Source organism: Kitasatospora aureofaciens (assembly GCF_019192735.1).
Lineage (GTDB): Bacteria > Actinomycetota > Actinomycetes > Streptomycetales > Streptomycetaceae > Kitasatospora > Kitasatospora aureofaciens_A.
Genome location: NZ_JAHTKP010000033.1, coordinates 66,179 through 82,526 on the forward strand (window position 1 = coordinate 66,179; position 16,348 = coordinate 82,526).

Consider the following 16,348-nt stretch of genomic DNA (forward strand, 5'->3'; position numbering starts at 1 on the left):
GGCCGTCCGCCTTTCCCTCCGCCCGTCCGCCTTTCCCCTCCCCGTCCGCCTTCCCCCTCCCGTCCGCCTTCCCCCTTCCTCAGGAGACCTGATGACATCCGACGCCCCCTGGCTGATCGCCGGCCTGGGCAACCCCGGCCCGTGGTTCCGGCTGACCCGGCACAACGCGGGCTTCCTGGCCGTGGAGCGGCTGGCGGAGCGGCACGGCGCACGGTTCCGGCGGCGCGGGATCGGCAGCCTGGTGGCCGAGATCGAGGTCGACGGCCGTCGGGTGCTGCTCGCCAAGCCGCAGTGGTTCATCAACCTGTCCGGCCGCCCGGTGGCCGGGCTGATGCGGCGCTACGGGGTGCCGGTCGAGCAGTTGGTGGTGGTGCAGGACGACCTGGACTTCGCGTTCGGCTCCTGCAAGCTCAAGCGCGGCGGCGGCCCGGGCGGGCACAACGGGGTGCGCTCGGTGGGTGACGTGCTCGGCACCCGCGACTTCGTCCGGCTCCGATTCGGGCTCGGGCGCCCGCCGAAGGGGCAGAGCGTCGGCGACTTCGTCCTGAAGAAGTTCTCGGAGGACGAACTGGTCGCGCTGCCCGCCGTGTTGGACCGCTGCGCGGACGCGACGGAGACGCTGGTGCTGCGCGGCCTCAACCGGGCCCAGGACGCGCTGAACGCCGCACGCTAGAAGCTCGGGCCGACCGCCGGCCGGGTGAGGCGGACCGGCCGGGTGAGGACCACGGCCGCCGCCGCGACCGCCGCGAGGACGAGCAGCACGGTCCGCCCACCGGACGCCGCGCCCGCCAGATGGACGCCGAGGACCGGCAGCGCCGTACCGAGCGCCGTGCCGAGGCTGCGCGCCATGTTCACCATGCCGCCGCCGACCGCCGAGCACTCCGCCGGGATCGCGCGCATCACCAGCGCGTTGTTGGCAGGCAGCAGCAGGCCCAGCCCGTACCCGGCGATCAGCAGCGGGGCCGCCGTCCCCGCGCCCGAGACCGGCAGCAGGGCGAACAGCAGCAGCCCGACGCCCGCCACGGACGCTCCGACCCGGCACCTGGTCACGTCCAACCAGCCGCGGGGCAGCAGCGCGCCGCCGACCGTCGCGGCGACCGCGAATGCGGCCGGGAGCAGCGTGATCACCAGGCCGGCCCTGGCCATCGGCACCCCCGCGTCGGTGAGCAGCACCGGGCCGAGCACGAGCGGGCAGAACAGCAGCAGGTAGCCGATCAGCGATACCACCAGGCCGGACCGCACGCCCGGGGTGTTGACCAGTCCGGGCGCCAGGATCGGTCGGGCGGCCCGCCGCTCCTGCCGTACCAGCGCCAGCGCGAGGACGGCGGAGGCGAACAGCAGGACGGCGACGAGCCAGCCGGGCAGGGGCAGGCCGGAGGCGGTGGACAGGGCGAGCAGCAGCGCGCTGGTCGCGCCGGTGAGCAGCAGCATGCCGGGCAGGTCGAAGCGGCCGTCGTGGCGACCGCCGTCGCGGCGGGGGTTCGGCGGGGTGGGGGGCGTCGGCACGGCATGGGTACGCGTACGGGGTTCCGGCTCCGTCCGGGTGCGGGGCAGCAGGAACCAGCCGGCCAGGATGCCGAGCACGCCGACCGGCACGTTGATCCAGAACACCCACCGCCACGACGCGTGCTCCACCAGCAGCCCGCCGAGGCTGGGCCCGAGCGCCAGCCCGAGGCCCTGGGCGGCGGCCTGGATACCGAGCGCCCGGCGCATCGCGTGCTCCGGGACGCCGCGCGCGACGAGGGCTACGCTGTTGGCCTGCATCATCGCGCCGCCCACGGCCTGCACGGCCCGGCAGGCGACGAGGACCCAGAGGCTGCCGGCAAATCCGGCACCGAGCGAGGCCAGGCCGAAGACGGCGAAGCCGCCGATGTACATGGTCTTGCGGCCGACCAGGTCGGAGAGCCAGCCGATCGGGGCCAGCAGGGCGACCAGGACGAGCAGGTAGGCGAGGGCGACCCACTCGACGGCGGCGAATCCGGCGTCGAAGCGCCGCCCGAGGGCGGGGAAGACGAGGGCGGTGACGCTGGCGGTGAGCTGGCCGAGGAAGGCGCCGAGACAGACGGTGCCGACGGCCAGCCAGTGGGCGTGGCGCCAGCCGGCAATGCCGCGGGGCCGGGGGCGCTCGGCGAGCAGCCGCGAGGCAAGGGCGGTGGCGTTCATGTCAGCAATATATCGGACGCAGACATGTTCTTTCTACGAGCTGATCGCAGCCCGACAGGACCGGAGAAATGGTCCGAACCAGGCGATACGCTGTCCGCCATGCCGTCGTCACCACTCGTTCCCGAACCCGCCACCGGAACCCCCGGAACGGCAGTCGAACACGCCCGGCGGCTGACCGATGTCGTCACCCGGCTGCGGCGCGCCCTGCGCAGCAGCATCCGGACCGACTACCCGTGGGAGTCCCTGCCGATGGCGCAGGTCGAACTCCTCCAGACGCTCGCCGCCGCGCCCCTGCGGGTCGGCGAACTCGCCGCCCGGCAGCGGCTCGCGCCCAACACCGTCAGCGGGCTGGTCGGCAAGCTCCTCGAAGCCGGGTTCGTCGACCGCCAGGCCGACCCCGGTGACCGGCGCACCGCCCGGATCGCCCTCACCCCGGCCGGGCAGCGGCAGCTCGACGACTGGCAGCGCGCGCACGAGCGCCGCATCGCCGGGGCCCTCGGCACCCTCGACCCGGCCGACCGCGAGGCCGTCGTGCAGGCCCTGCCGGCTCTCGAACGGCTCGCCCGGGCCCTCGCCGAGCCGACCTCCTCGCCGGGCTCCCCGGCTGCTTCCTCGCCGGCCACGGCGCCGTCGCCGACCGAATAATCCGCTGGTCACAGCCCCGCGTCGGCCACTACGGTCCGTGTCGTGAGTACAGCACAGGTACACCTCGAACCCTGGACGGACGCCGACCTCGCGCTGCTGCGCCGGGTCAACACCCCGGAGATGAAGAAGCACGTCGGCGGCCCGGAGACCGAGGAGCAGCTGCTCGTCCGGCACGGCCGCTACCTCGACTTCGTCCCGTCCGGGCTGGGCTGCATGTACCGCATCGTCCTGCTGCCCGAAGGCGAGTCCGTCGGCACCGTCGGTTACGGCACCCGGACGTGGGAGGGCGAGACCGTCCACGAGATGGGCTGGAACGTCCTCCCGCCCCACCAGGGCCGCGGCGTCGCCGTCGCCGCCACGCGCGCGGCCGTCGCTGCCGCCCGCCGCGAGGCCCGGCACCGCTATCTGCACGCGTTCCCGTCGATCGACAACCCCGCCTCCAACGCCGTCTGCGAGAAGGCCGGCTTCACGCTCGTCGGCGAGACCGACTTCGAGTTCCCGCCCGGACGCTTCATGCGCAGCCACAACTGGCGGGTCGACCTGCGGGCGGACGCGGAGTAGTGCGCGGTCGGCGGCCTTTCGGGTCGCCGACCGCGTCCCGCGCGGGCCTCAGAACAGCGTGCCGCTCTCCAGCTCCAGGAGTCGGCGCTTGCGGTCGACGCCGGCGGCGAAGCCGGTGAGGGAGCCGTTGGCGCCGAGGACGCGGTGGCAGGGGCGGACGATGAGGAGGGGGTTGGCGCCGACGGCGCCGCCGACGGCGCGGACGGCACGCGGGGACTCGCCCGCGAGGTCGGCGAGTTGGCCGTACGTGACGGTCTCGCCGTAGGGGATCCGGTCCAGGGCGGTCCAGATGCGCTGCCGGAACTCGGTGCCCGCCGGGGCGAGCGGGAGGTCGAAGGTGGTGCGCTCGCCGGCGAAGTAAGCAGTGAGCTGGGCGACGGGCTCGGCCAGGGCGTCCGGGTCGTACACCCAGTCGTCGGCGGGCTCGGCGAGGGCGTACTTCTGGCCGGGGGCGGTGACGGTGGCCAGCGCGGCCGGGCCGGCGCCGTCGGGCAGGACGCCGCTCAGCAGGAGCTGCCCGAAGGGACTCTCCATGGTCGTGAAGACGGTGGTGGTCACTCGTGTGGGACTCGCTGGTGTGGGGCTCACTCGTGCGGGGCTCGTTCGCGTGGTGCTGACTCGTGCGGTGCTGACTCGTGCGGTGCTCATGCCGGGGTGCTCTCCGTTTCGGTGCTGTTGCTCGCGGGCCCGGCCCACAGCCGGTGGACGGCGTACGAGCGCCAAGGGGCCCAGGCCTCGGCGGCGCGGGCGGCGGACTTGGGGTCGCCGGGGGCGCCGAGGCGGGTGAGGCCGTGCTTGACGCCGATGTCGGTGGGGAGGAAGACGTCGGGGTCGGCGAGGGCCCGCATCCTCAGGTAGCCGACGGTCCAGGGGCCGATGCCGGGCAGGGCCAGCAGCTGGGCGGCCGACTCCTCGCGGTCGACGCCGCCGTCGAGCCGGACCACGCCTTCGGCGAGGGCGGCGCAGAGGCCGGTCAGTGCCCGGCGGCGGGCGGCGGGCATCGCGAAGTCCTCCGGGTCGGCAGTGGCCAGCACCGCCGCCGTCGGGAAGAGCAGGCGCAGGCCGCCGTTGGGCTCGGGCAGCACGGTGCCGTACTTCTCGGCGAGCCGGCCGGCCAGGGTGCGGGCGGCGCCGACGGTGACCTGCTGGCCGAGGATCGCGCGGACGGCGAGTTCGTGCGGGTCGACGTGGCCGGGCGAGCGCAGGCCGGAACGCTCCCTGACCAGCGCGCCGAGGACGGGGTCGGCGCCGAGCTGCTCGTCGACCGTGTCGGGGTCGGCGTCGAGGTCGAACAGGACGCGCAGGCGTTGGACGGCGGTCGGCAGGTCGCGCAGGTCGGCGAGCAGGAGGCGGCAGTCCAGCCAGCCGCGGGTGCGCGGCTCACCGGGCGCGAGCCCGTCGACCTCGGCGATGCCGTGGCCGTAGGGGAGCGCGAGGGTGCGCCGGTAGGTGCGTACGCCCGGGCGCGCACCGGGGACGACCTCCTCCACGCCGGGGACGGCGCGCAGGGCGAGGAAGTCGATCAGGTGGTCGCTGTCGATCGCGCCACGGTAAGCGAGGCGGAGGGTGAGGCCGCCGGCCGGGGTCGCGGTGCGGCGGCCGGCGGCGACCTCGGCGCGCAGGCCGCTCGGGGTGCGGTCGTAGACCTCGCGGACGGTGTCGTTGAACTGGCGGACCGAGGCGAAGCCGGCCGCGAACGCGATGTCGGTGACCGGGAGTTCGGTGGTCTGGAGGAGCAGCCGGGCGGTCAGGGCGCGGCGGGCGCGGGCCAGCGCGATCGGGCCGGCGCCGAGCTCGGCGGTGAGCTGGCGCTGGAGCTGGCGGGAGCTGTAGCCGAGGCGGTGGGCGAGGCCGGCGACGCCCTCGCGGTCGACCACGCCGTCGCCGATCAGGCGCATCGCCCGGCCGACCAGGTCGGCGCGGTGGTTCCACTCGGGCGAGCCGGGGACGGAGTCGGGGCGGCAGCGGCGGCAGGCGCGGAAGCCGGCGCCCTGGGCGGCTGCGGCGCTGGGGTAGAAGACGCAGTTGGCGCGCTTGGGGGTCACGGCGGGGCAGCTCGGTCGGCAGTAGATGCCGGTCGTCGTGACGGCCGTGAAGAAGACGCCGTCGAAGCGGGAGTCTCGGCTGTCCACGGCTCGGTACCGGATATCGTCGTCGATCACGCTGTCCAGTCTGCGGTACTTGCCGGGGGTCGACTGGCGGGAATCGGACATGACCGTTCGGGGGCTCCTCCCCCCCGCCCCCACCCCCTCCCTCTTCCCCTCGCCCACCCACCCCACACCCCGCACGCCGCACCTCCCATCCACCCACCCGCCTCGCCCACCCGGACTTCCCCTGGGGAGCTGGCGGGCCGGCCCCCCAAGGCCGGCCCGCCCGTCCCGATAGCCAAAGCCCCGGTAGCCACAAGCCCAGTAGCCACAGCCCCGATAGCCGACGAGCCCAGTGCTCGCCTGCCCGGTAGTCCCGAGCCTGGCAGCCGCCCGACCAGCGTGCGCTGGCCCGGCAGCCCCCGGCCCGATATTCGCGGGCCCCGCGCCCCGGCCGCGGACTACGCTCCGCCTCATGACCGAGCAGCCCTACACCGGCCCGAACGACCCGCGCGTCGCCGCCCTGCGCCCGGCCGAGTTCGCGTTCCCCGGCCCGCTGCGCGACCAGTTGGTCGCGGCCGTCCTCGGCGGTGCCAAGACCACCACCACCGGCCTGCTCACCGACTACGAGCACGAGGGCGACCCCCTGCCGCAGGTCGGCGCGCGCACGGCCGTCATCGACTCGGGCGGTCGCGCGGTCGCCGTGATCGAGACCACGGACGTCCAGGTGGTCCCGCTCGCCGGAGTCGACCTGCGGCATGCCCTCGACGAAGGCGAGGGGTACACCACGGTGGCAGCCTGGCGCTCGGCGCACGAGCGCTTTTGGCACAGCCCGGAGTTGCGCGCCGCCCTCGGTGACCCGGGTTTCACCGTGGACGACACCACTCCGGTGGTCCTGGAGCGCTTCCGCCTGCTCGCCGACCTCCGCTGAGCGAAGCCGCTCCCGCGGAGGCCGGCCGCAGCCGGCGGGGCCGCGCGTCAGCGCCGTACCGGGCTGCCCTCCCCTCGCATCGACTTGGTGATCGCCTTCCACTTCTTCAGCCGGGCCGAGGCGAGCCGGGCGTCCGAGCGCGAGGCGATCCACTCGCTCTCGCGCTGGAGCTTGCGGTAGCTCTCCCACCGGCGCTGCGGCAGTGCCCCGTCGGCCAGCGCGGCCTGGACGGCACAGCCGGGTTCGGTGTGGTGGCCGCAGTCGTGGAAGCGGCACTCCTCGGCCAGTTCCGCGATGTCGGCGAAGGCCAGGTCCACGCCTTCGCCACCGTAGAGGCCGACCTCGCGCAGGCCCGGTGTGTCGATCAGGACGCCGCCGCCAGGGAGCGCTATCAGCTCGCGGGTGGTCGTGGTGTGGCGGCCCTTCTGGTCGACGGATCGGGCGGCCTGGACGGTCATCACGTCGGCGCCGGCCAGCGCGTTGGTCAGGGTGGACTTGCCGACGCCGGACTGGCCGATCAGCGCGGTGGTGCCGGGCGTGCAGGCGCGCAGCACGTCCATGCCCTCGCCGGTCTCGGCACTGACGACCAGTACGGTGACGCCGGGCGCGACGGACTCGACGTCGGCGCGGATGAACTCGGCGTCGTCCACGAGGTCGGCCTTGGTGAGGACGACCACCGGTTCGGCGCCGGACTCCCAGGCCAGGGCGAGGAAGCGTTCGATCCGGCCGAGATCCGGATCCGCCGCGAGCGACGAGGCGATCAGCACGGTGTCGACGTTGGCGGCCAGCACCTGGCCGTCGGAGCGCTTGCCGGCCACCTTGCGGATGATCGCGGTGGAGCGCGGCAGCAGCGCGGCGACGGCGGCCATCGGCTGGGCGCCGAGGTCCACAGCGGCCCAGTCGCCGGTGCACGGGCAGTTGATCATGTCGGCGTCGCCGACCGGCCGGGTGTCGAGCCGGACGGTGCACGGTTCGCCCGTCTCGGGGTCGGCCAGGACGGCGTCGCACTGGCCGCGGTCGACGCGGACGATCCGGGCGGGGACGAGCCCGGCCTCGGCGAGCGGGGCGAAGAGCTCGGCGAGCTCGGACGTCCAGCCGTAGCCGGACAGCGCGGAGCCGAGGGTGGAGTCGATCGTGGAATCGGAGGAGGAGAACGACGGAACGGAGGCAGCGTTGAACAACGCAGTGGCCCTTCGGGAGGAGATGGTCCCGGCGGGCTACGGCTGGCTCGGAATGGTCAGCCGGCGGCCGGGAAAAGGAGGTGACCGTGAGTGCTGCCCAGGGCAGCTATCGGGGCGACAACGACCACGGGTCTCACCTCCTGCTCTCTACTCGTCGGACCTCTCGGGATCCCTCAAAACTCCTCGGGCGGCCGCAATGGCTCCCGAACCGGACGCGTCACACGCTAGCGGACCGGCCCGCCCGCGCCAACAGGTTTTTGACCTGCGGAAACGCAGGGGAACGCGAGCGCCGGCGCGCTTAACCTCCGTACCGGTGCTTGAGGTTGGGGTCGTCCAGCCACCACGGCCGCATCCCCGTCTCCTCCTCTTCCGGCCGCCCCTCCGCGCGCGCCTCTGCGGCCGCCTCCTCGAAGCGGGCGTCCAACTCGGCGTCGACAGCCTTGATCTCCTCCCGCCCCTGCACCACCATCCGCCGCACGAGCGCGGCCAGGAACGGCAGCCCGACCAGGTCCCCCAGCACCCAGAACGCGTTGCCGCCCCAGGTCTGGTCCTGCGCCAGGCTCGGCCCCCAGGGCCGCCCGAGCGCGACGTAGTAGTGCTCGGCGACGAGGTGGCCGCCGTAGATCAGCACCAGCCCGAGCCCGGCATCGAAGATCACCTCCGCGAAGGTGATGAACAGGCCGATCAGGTGCGGGTACTCGTGCCCGACCGGGTCGATCTGCAGCCGCGGCCAGAAGTAGGCGAGGCCGAGCAGCACCAGCGCCAGGTGCAGCAGCACGTTCCCGGACGCGCTGGACACGGACTCCTCGTACCAGGGCGTGAAGTACAGCAGCCACGGCGGCGCCATCAGCAGCGCGGTCGAGACGGCCGGGAACATCAGCACCTTGGACGGCCGACTGCGCAGCGCCCGCAGGATCCGCTCCCGCCGGCGCTCCGGCGCGGACTCGACCAGCAGCGAGACCGGCGCGCCGAGCGCCAGCAGCAGCGGGACGACCATCAGCAGCAGCACGACCTGCACGGCCCGGTCGGTGAACAGGATCCGGTCGTAGACGCCGAGCCCGGAGCAGGTGGCCCAGATCCAGAGCAGCAACCCGCCGAGGAACGCGGCGGTCCGGGACGGCTGCCACCGCTCCCCCTCGCCGCCGTCGACGCTTCCACCGCCGTCGACGCTTCCGTCGCCGTCGACACTTCCACCGCCGTCGGCGCCGGCCCGGTTGACCGTCCGCACCGCGAGCAGGTACCAGCCGGCGAGCAGCACCGAGAGGGTGAGCACGAGCGGCTCGGCCGTCCACGAGGTGGCCAGGTCGGACCACTGCCAGGGCGGCGGCCCGCTGTAGCCGAGCGCCTGCACCGAGCCGTCCATCCGTCCGCTCACCCCGTTCACACCGTTAACGCCGTGCCGCTGCCGCCCCGCGACCCGTCCGGGCAAGGACCCGTCCGGGCAAGGGCCGCCCCCGCCACCCGTCCGGGCGAGGGGCCGCGCCACCGTCCGGGCGGAACGCGCGGCGCCCGGCCATAATCGCGGGTCGGCAGTGGATCACCGCCGCCAGGGCCCCTCTCTATACCGCAAGCAGAACAAAGCTTTACCAAGTCTGAGCAAAGCTTTGCCAAGGCAAAGTTTTGACCCCGGTACGCCGCCCGGCGCAACCGGCGGACGGACACGTTCGTCTGGCAGGATGCACCGTCGGCATACCGGCCACGTGGGTGACAACAAGGGGACGACAAGGGTGCAAAGCACTGCACGCGGCGAGGGCCGCCGGCTGGCGGCGCGCCACCGCAACATCGAGCTGGGCCTGCTGGTCCTCGCGGTGGCCGTCTGTCTGGCAGGACACATCGACGCCCGCATGGCGCTGAGCGACGGCAAGATGCCGCCCGGCCTGCTGGTGCACGGCCTCTCGCTGGGCGCGCTGGCCGGCGCGGCGCACCTGGCGGTCCGCCGGTTCGCCCCGTACGCGGACCCGCTGATCCTGCCGCTCGCCGTCTTCCTGACCGGCTTCGGGCTGATGCTGCTCGACCGGCTGGACATCTCCTACGCGGCGGCGCACGCGAAGAAGGGGGACTTCCAGAAGCTCCCCGCCGCGCCGCAGCAGCTGATGTGGGTGTTCATCGCCGTGGTGGTGTCGTTCTCACTGATCGTGCTGATCAAGCACCACCGCTTCTTCCAGCGCTACGTCTACCTGCTGATGGCGGGGGCGCTGGTCCTGCTGGCCGCGCCCGCGTTCTTCCCCGGCCGCCCCGAGGACTTCGGCGCCAAGCGCTGGATCCGCCTGGCCGGCCTCTCCTTCGAGCCGGACGAGTTCGTGAAGGTCGCGATCACGATCTTCTTCGCCGGCTACCTGATGGCCTCCCGGGACGCGCTCGCGCTGGCCGGCCGGAAGATCTGGGGGATGACCCTGCCGCGCGGCCGGCACGCCGGGCCGGTGCTGGCGATCTGGGTGGTCAGCCTGCTGGTGCTGATCTTCGAGCGCGACCTCGGTACCTCGCTGATCTTCTTCGGCATCTTCGTCGTGATGCTGTACGTGGCGACCGAGCGGACCAGTTGGGTGGTGCTCGGCCTGTTGATGGCGGTCGGCGGCGCGGCCGTGGTCGGCACCGTGGAGCCGCACGTGCACGGGCGCGTGGAGGCCTGGCTGCACCCGCTGGACATCTACAAGACGGTCCACGACAAGGCGATCATCTCCGACCAGCCCGCCGAGGCGCTGTTCAGTCTGGGCACCGGGCATCTGACCGGGACGGGCCTGGGCTCGGGCCGGCCGTGGCTGATCGGCTTCGCCGGGCGCAGCGACTTCGTCTTCACCACGATCGGCGAGGAGCTGGGCCTGGCCGGGGTGACCGCGATCCTGCTGGTGTACCTGCTGCTGGTGCAGCGCGGGCTGCGGACGGCGGTCGGTCTGACCGACCCGTTCGGCAAGCTGCTGGCGACCGGGCTGTCGACGGCGCTGGCGCTCCAGGTGTTCGTGGTCGTCGGCGGGGTGAGCGGGCTGGTCCCGCTGACCGGTAAGGCGCTGCCGTTCCTGGCGGCGGGTGGTTCGTCGCTGTTGGCGAACTGGCTGACGGTCGCTCTGCTGATCAAGCTGAGCGACTCGGCCGGGCGGACCGCCATGGAGCCGGCGCTGCCGAGCACCGACTTCCCGGCGCAGGTCCCGGCGGCGCAGCGCTCCGGGGGCCGGCAGACGCCCGCGCAGGGCACGCCGGCTCAGGGCACGTCGGCACAAGGCCCGTCGGCACCGCAGCAGACGCCCGAGCCGCAGCCGACCGAGCAGCAGCAGCATTCGCCCGCGTACCCGTCGGCCGAACAGCAGCCGCCCGGGTACCCGTCCGCCCACAGCCCCACCATGCCGGACGCCTCGGGCCGGCCGCACACGCCCCCGTACCCGTCCGGACCGTACCCGCCCAACCAGAACCCGACGACGGCCTGACGGACAGCAGGGCACAGGGCGCGGGGCACAGGACAGCAGGACACAGAACGGCAGAACGCAGCACACGGAACAGGGCCTCCCCCGCACCCCGCGGGAGAGGCCCTGTTCGTCGTACCGACCGCTAACGCTGCTGCTGGTCCCAGGGCGGCCTGGGCGGGTAGCTGGGCCGCGGGTACTCCGGCGGCGGGGCGGTGGGCCGGTCGCTGTCCGGCGGGGGCGGGGTGGGCCGGTGGTGCGGGCCGCCGCGGGTGGTGAGCCGGCCGCGGACGTTGTCGGCGGCCAGGACGTCGGCCCAGCGCTCGGGGTACTCGGAGGGGACGTCGACGTCCTCGCCGTCCTCGTCGCCCCACTCCTCCTCGACGCCCTCGGCGAGGCCGAGTTCGCGGGCCCGCCGGGCCCGTTCGACGGCCCGCCGGGCGGCCACCTCGCGGACCACGGCAGCGGCGGCGGCCTCGTGGGCGCGCTCGTTCTCGGCGCGGGCGTCGGCGGTCTCCAGGGTGGGCCAGCGGCGGTCTATGGCGGCGTTCATGGCGGCGCCGATCAGGACGGCGAGCGCCACCACGAAGATCCACAGCAGGACGGCCACCGGCGCGGCCAGCGAGCCGTAGACTGACGGCCCCTCGACCGAGCTGACCAGGTAGAGGCGGAGCGCGACGCTGCAGAAGACCAGCACCACCAGCGCGACCAGGGCGCCCGGGATGTCCTCGCGCCAGGGCGTGGAGACCGGCACGGCGAGGTGGTAGAGCGTGGTCAGGGAGACGATCAGCAGCACGATGGCGACCGGCCAGTAGGCGGCGCCGACCAGTCCGGCGATCCCGGGCACGGCGTTCTCGATCAGGCCGGGGCCGGCCATCAGCAGCGGCAGCACGAGGGAGCCGATGATGAGGGCGCCGAGGTAGAGGCCGAGGGACATCAGGCGGGTCTTGACGATGCCTCGCTTGCCGTCGAGCCCGTACATGACGGTGATGGTGTCGATGAAGATGTAGAGCGCCCGGGAGCCGGACCACAGCGACAGCAGGAAGCCGATCGAGATGAGGTCGGGCCGGGTGTGGTCGAACACCTGGTTCAGCAGCGGCACCACGACCTCGTTGACGGAGGAGGCCGAGAGGACCGTCCCGGAGGCCGAGACGATGTCGTGTTTGAGCCGGTCGATGGTGCCGGCGCCGAGGAACTCGTCGAGGTAGCCGAGGGTGCCGGCCAGGCCGAGCAGCAGGGGCGGGATCGACAGCAGTGTGAAGAACGCCGCCTCCGCGGCGAGACCGGTGACCCGGTACTCGACGCAGGTGTTGGTGGTGTCCCTGACCAGCTCCCACGCGGTGCGACGCCAGGTGGCCTTGGCCGCGCGCCGGGAGCCCTTGCCCCGACGCCGGGACGGCCGCTCGGGGCTCGGTCTGCTCGTATCGCCTGCTGCTTGCACAGGGCTAACGGTATCGGGCCGGGACGGCGCGGTTGATCTCCCCGGCGCTCCGGCGTGCGCCCGGCAGGCGCAGAGGGAAGCGGCGAAGGGACCGACGAGGAGGCCGGCGAGGGACCAACGAGCGGGCCGGCGAGGAGACCGGCGAGGAGACCGGCGGGAACACTTTGCCATCTCACATGACGAAACCCCAGCGTCCAGAATCCGGACGTTAGTGGACCGCGAGTCGTGCGCCGTGCGAATCTCTTGCCATGCCTAGCGCCGGAACCACCTTGGTAGGTCGACTCCACGTCGATCTCCTTCGCGTGTCCAGCGCCATCTGTCCGGTGACCTGAGCCCCACCCCGCTGCCACCACCGCACCCGGCGCCACCCATCCCGCCATCCCCGCCCCAGCGGATGCGCAGGCGCCCGCCCGGCCTCGGTCACTGCTCTCCCGGCCCTGAGAAACAGCAGGTCACAGCAGCACCGACCGCCGAGCACGCCCAGCGACCCACCCGGCGTCAGAGCCACCTGCCCCGAAGGACTTCACCATGGCCACCTCCCCCGAGACCGCCGAGCCCACGGCCGACCGCGCCGCCGCGCGCCGCCCCGCCGCGGCTCGCAAGGTGACCCGCCACCGCGGTGAGGGCCAGTGGGGCATGGGCCACTTCACTCCTCTGAACGCCAACGAGCAGTTCAAGAAGGACGACGACGGTCTCAACGTGCGGACACGTATTGAGACGATCTACGCGCACCGCGGCTTCGACTCGATCGACCCCGCCGACCTGCGCGGCCGGATGCGCTGGTGGGGCCTGTACACCCAGCGCAAGGAGGGCATCGACGGCGGCAAGACCGCGATCCTGGACCCGCACGAGCTCGACGCCGAGTACTTCATGCTCCGCGTCCGGATCGACGGCGGCCGGCTCACCGTCGCCCAGCTCAAGGCGATCGCCGAGGTCTCCGAGCAGTACGCCCGCAACACCGCCGACCTGACCGACCGCCAGAACGTCCAGTACCACTGGATCCGGATCGAGGACGTCCCCGCGATCTGGCAGAAGCTGGAGGCCGTCGGCCTGTCCACCACCGAGGCCTGCGGCGACACCCCGCGCGTCATCCTCGGCTCCCCGGTGGCCGGCATCGCCGAGGACGAGATCATCGACGGCACCCCCGCCATCGAGGAGATCCAGCGCCGCTTCATCGGCAACAAGGACTTCTCCAACCTGCCGCGCAAGTTCAAGTCCGCCGTCTCCGGCTCCCCACTGCTCGACGTCGCGCACGAGATCAACGACGTCGCCTTCGTCGGCGTGGTCCACCCCGAGCACGGCCCCGGCTTCGACCTGTGGGTCGGCGGCGGCCTCTCCACCAACCCGCGGCTCGGCGTGCGCCTCGGCGCCTGGGTGCCGCTGGACGAGGTGGCCGACGTGTACGGCGGCGTCATCGGCATCTTCCGCGACTACGGCTACCGCCGGCTGCGCAACCGCGCCCGGCTGAAGTTCCTGGTCGCCGACTGGGGCGTGGAGAAGTTCCGCCAGGTGCTGGAGGACGAGTACCTCAAGTACCGGCTGGTCGACGGCCCCGCCCCCGCCGAGCCCGCCGCCCGCTGGCGCGACCACGTCGGCGTGCACAAGCAGAAGGACGGCAGGTACTACATCGGCTTCGCACCGCGCGTCGGCCGGGTCGACGGGAAGCTGCTCGGCCGGATCGCCGACCTCGCCGCCGCCCACGGCAGCGACCGGCTGCGCACCACCGCCGAGCAGAAGATGCTGGTCCTCGACATCGCCGAGGACCAGGTCGAGTCGGTGGTGGCCGGCCTGGAGGCGCTGGACCTGCGGGTCACCCCGTCGCCGTTCCGCCGCGGCACCATGGCCTGCACCGGCATCGAGTACTGCAAGCTCGCCATCGTCGAGACCAAGGAGCGCGGCCGCACGCTCATCGACGAGCTGGAGAAGCGCCTGCCGGACTTCGCCGAGCCGCTGACCATCAACATCAACGGCTGCCCGAACGCCTGCGCCCGCATCCAGGTCGCCGACATCGGCCTCAAGGGCCAGCTGGTCACCGACGAGGAGGGCAACCAGGTCGAGGGCTACCAGGTGCACCTGGGCGGCGCGCTGGGCCTGGAGGCCGGCTTCGGCCGCAAGGTCCGCGGCCTCAAGGTCACCAAGGACGGCCTGCCCGACTACGTCGAGCGCGTCCTGACCCGCTATCAGGCCGACCGCGCCGAGGGCGAGCGCTTCGCCCAGTGGGCGGCCCGGGCGAGCGAGGAGCAGCTCTCATGAGTGAGCGTGCGGCCCCGTTCTTCTGCCCCTACTGCGGGGACGAGGACCTGCGCCCCTCCGAGGCCGGGCACGGCGCGTGGGAATGCCACGGGTGCCGCCGCGCCTTCCAGTTGAAGTTCCTCGGCCTGCTGTCGTCGACTCACGGGGGTTCGTCCAATGACCAGCACAACGACTGACTACGAGGCGATAGCGACCAGAGCCGGCCGCGAGCTGGAGGAGGCCACCCCGCAGGAGATCCTGCGGTGGGCGGCCGACACCTTCGGCAAGCGGTTCTGCGTCACCTCCTCCATGGAGGACGCGGTCGTCGCCCACCTCGCCTCCTCGGTGTTCCCCGGCGTGGACGTGGTGTTCCTGGACACCGGCTACCACTTCGCGGAGACCATCGGCACCCGGGACGCGGTGGCCGCGACGATGCCGGTCAACGTCATCACCCTGACGCCGCGCCAGAGCGTGGCCGAGCAGGACGCCGAGTACGGGCCCGCCCTGCACGACCGCGACCCGGACCTGTGCTGCTCACTGCGCAAGGTCGAGCCGCTCGACCGGGGGCTCGGCGGCTACGACGCCTGGGCCACCGGGCTGCGCCGCGACGAGTCCCCGACGCGCGCCGGCACGCCGGTGGTGGCCTGGGACCCGAAGCGCCGCAAGGTCAAGATCGCCCCGATCGCCCGGTGGACGCAGGAGGACGTGGACGCCTACGTCGCCGCGAACGGGGTGTTGCTCAACCCGCTGCTGTGGGAGGGCTACACCTCGATCGGCTGCTCGCCGCTGTCCTGCACCCGCAAGCCGGCCGAGGGCGAGGACGCCCGGGCCGGCCGCTGGTCCGGCTCCGGCAAGACCGAGTGCGGCATCCACCTCTGACTCACCGTCAACTACCACGTAAGGACTGCACCGTGACAGTTCACACCCCGGCCGCCGCCGACGGAGCCGCAGAGGCGGCCCGCGCGGCCGCCCCCTGCGAGCGCGGCGCCACCGTGTGGCTGACCGGGCTGCCGAGCGCGGGCAAGACCACGCTCGCCTTCGCCCTGGCCGAGCGGCTGCGCGCCGACGGCCACAAGGTCGAGGTCCTGGACGGAGACGAGATCCGCGAGTTCCTGTCCAAGGGCCTCGGGTTCGGCCGCGAGGACCGGCACACCAACGTCACCCGGATCGGCTTCGTCGCCGAGAAGCTCGCCGCCAACGGCGTCAAGGTGCTCGCCCCGGTCATCGCCCCGTTCGCCGACTCGCGCGCGGCCGTCCGCGAGCGGCACGCGGCCAACGGCACCGAGTTCCTGGAGATCCACGTCGCGACCCCGGTCGAGCTGTGCGCCGAGCGCGACGTCAAGGGCCTGTACGCCAAGCAGGCCGCCGGCGAGCTCTCCGGCCTGACCGGCGTGGACGACCCGTACGAGGCCCCGGAGACGCCGGAGCTGCGGATCCAGACGCAGGGCCGCGCGGTCGCCGAGTCCGCCGCCGAGCTGCACGCCTTCCTGACCGAGAGGGGCCTCGCATGACCACCGCGACCGACAACCCGGTCCGCACCGAAGACCCCGACGAGAATTCAGGGGGGCCTTTCGCGCTGTCACATCTGGAGGCGCTGGAGGCCGAGTCGGTGCACATCTTCCGCGAGGTCGCGGGGGAGTTCGAGCGCCCGGTGATCCTGTTCTCCGGCGGCAAGGACTCCATCGTCATGCTGCACCTGGCGCTCAAGGCCT

The 16,348-nt window shown here is 73.1% G+C and carries 16 protein-coding genes and 1 pseudogene; 11 read left to right on the top strand and 6 right to left on the bottom strand.

What is annotated here, in order from left to right:
- The first annotated feature begins 91 nt into the window (after positions 1-91).
- Positions 92-673, top strand: a complete 582-nt coding sequence (gene pth / locus KV557_RS26950; protein WP_218204085.1) for an aminoacyl-tRNA hydrolase — start codon at positions 92-94, stop codon at positions 671-673.
- Here pth and KV557_RS26955 read toward each other — a convergent pair.
- A complete protein-coding gene (locus KV557_RS26955) occupies positions 670-2,163 on the bottom strand; it encodes an MFS transporter (RefSeq protein WP_218204086.1) in 1,494 nt (497 codons plus the stop codon). The genes pth and KV557_RS26955 overlap by 4 nt on opposite strands.
- 99 nt (positions 2,164-2,262) lie before the next feature.
- On the opposite strand from KV557_RS26955, the gene KV557_RS26960 reads away from it, so the two are divergent.
- Together KV557_RS26960 and KV557_RS26965 are read left to right on the top strand one after the other, a co-directional pair.
- Complete coding sequence (locus KV557_RS26960; protein WP_218204087.1) at positions 2,263-2,808, top strand: MarR family winged helix-turn-helix transcriptional regulator; 546 nt, start codon at positions 2,263-2,265, stop codon at positions 2,806-2,808.
- A 42-nt stretch (positions 2,809-2,850) separates the two neighbouring features.
- Positions 2,851-3,369 (top strand): GNAT family N-acetyltransferase, encoded by a 519-nt coding sequence (locus tag KV557_RS26965; RefSeq protein WP_218204088.1) that lies wholly within the window; start codon positions 2,851-2,853, stop codon positions 3,367-3,369.
- Between the two features lie 48 nt (positions 3,370-3,417).
- Here KV557_RS26965 and KV557_RS26970 read toward each other — a convergent pair whose 3' ends face one another.
- The gene (locus tag KV557_RS26970; protein ID WP_308130087.1) at positions 3,418-3,927 is read right to left on the bottom strand and encodes a methylated-DNA--[protein]-cysteine S-methyltransferase; all 510 of its coding nucleotides are present in this window, start codon (positions 3,925-3,927) and stop codon (positions 3,418-3,420) included.
- Positions 3,928-4,013: 86 nt separating this feature from the next.
- Positions 4,014-5,582, bottom strand: a complete 1,569-nt coding sequence (locus KV557_RS26975; protein ID WP_218204090.1) for a DNA-3-methyladenine glycosylase 2 family protein — start codon at positions 5,580-5,582, stop codon at positions 4,014-4,016.
- A gap of 349 nt (positions 5,583-5,931) precedes the next feature.
- Here KV557_RS26975 and KV557_RS26980 point away from each other — a divergent pair, with 349 nt between their 5' ends.
- Entirely contained in the window at positions 5,932-6,387 is a 456-nt protein-coding gene (locus KV557_RS26980) for an ASCH domain-containing protein (RefSeq protein ID WP_218204091.1), read from the top strand.
- Positions 6,388-6,434: 47 nt separating this feature from the next.
- On the opposite strand, the gene rsgA is transcribed toward KV557_RS26980, so the two are convergent.
- Both rsgA and KV557_RS26990 read right to left on the bottom strand, forming a co-directional pair.
- On the bottom strand, positions 6,435-7,568 hold the full coding sequence (gene rsgA, locus KV557_RS26985; RefSeq protein ID WP_374106675.1) for a ribosome small subunit-dependent GTPase A: 1,134 nt from the start codon (positions 7,566-7,568) through the stop codon (positions 6,435-6,437).
- A gap of 298 nt (positions 7,569-7,866) precedes the next feature.
- Entirely contained in the window at positions 7,867-8,943 is a 1,077-nt protein-coding gene (locus tag KV557_RS26990) for a cytochrome c oxidase assembly protein (protein ID WP_218204092.1), read from the bottom strand.
- A gap of 352 nt (positions 8,944-9,295) precedes the next feature.
- Here KV557_RS26990 and KV557_RS26995 point away from each other — a divergent pair, with 352 nt between their 5' ends.
- Positions 9,296-10,987 (top strand): FtsW/RodA/SpoVE family cell cycle protein, encoded by a 1,692-nt coding sequence (locus KV557_RS26995; protein ID WP_308130088.1) that lies wholly within the window; start codon positions 9,296-9,298, stop codon positions 10,985-10,987.
- Between the two features lie 121 nt (positions 10,988-11,108).
- On the opposite strand, the gene KV557_RS27000 is transcribed toward KV557_RS26995, so the two are convergent.
- Positions 11,109-12,404, bottom strand: a complete 1,296-nt coding sequence (locus tag KV557_RS27000; RefSeq protein ID WP_308130089.1) for a YihY/virulence factor BrkB family protein — start codon at positions 12,402-12,404, stop codon at positions 11,109-11,111.
- A 248-nt stretch (positions 12,405-12,652) separates the two neighbouring features.
- Between KV557_RS27000 and KV557_RS44950 the strand changes: the two genes are divergently transcribed.
- From KV557_RS44950 to KV557_RS27025, 6 genes and pseudogenes are all read left to right on the top strand, one after another.
- Complete coding sequence (locus tag KV557_RS44950) at positions 12,653-12,736, top strand: putative leader peptide (RefSeq protein ID WP_310593185.1); 84 nt, start codon at positions 12,653-12,655, stop codon at positions 12,734-12,736.
- Positions 12,737-12,932: 196 nt separating this feature from the next.
- Positions 12,933-14,657 carry a nitrite/sulfite reductase gene (locus tag KV557_RS27005; protein WP_218204095.1) on the top strand — a complete coding sequence of 575 codons (1,725 nt, stop codon included), beginning with the start codon at positions 12,933-12,935 and terminating at the stop codon, positions 14,655-14,657.
- Complete coding sequence (locus KV557_RS27010; RefSeq protein ID WP_218204096.1) at positions 14,654-14,833, top strand: hypothetical protein; 180 nt, start codon at positions 14,654-14,656, stop codon at positions 14,831-14,833. Before KV557_RS27005 ends, KV557_RS27010 begins: the two co-directional genes overlap by 4 nt.
- The gene (locus tag KV557_RS27015) at positions 14,814-15,515 is read left to right on the top strand and encodes a phosphoadenylyl-sulfate reductase (protein WP_218204097.1); all 702 of its coding nucleotides are present in this window, start codon (positions 14,814-14,816) and stop codon (positions 15,513-15,515) included. Before KV557_RS27010 ends, KV557_RS27015 begins: the two co-directional genes overlap by 20 nt.
- Positions 15,516-15,547: 32 nt before the next feature.
- Complete coding sequence (gene cysC, locus KV557_RS27020) at positions 15,548-16,147, top strand: adenylyl-sulfate kinase (protein WP_308130090.1); 600 nt, start codon at positions 15,548-15,550, stop codon at positions 16,145-16,147.
- A pseudogene (locus KV557_RS27025) lies at positions 16,144-16,348 on the top strand (sulfate adenylyltransferase subunit CysD); the annotation flags it as partial. The gene cysC and the pseudogene KV557_RS27025, both read left to right, overlap by 4 nt.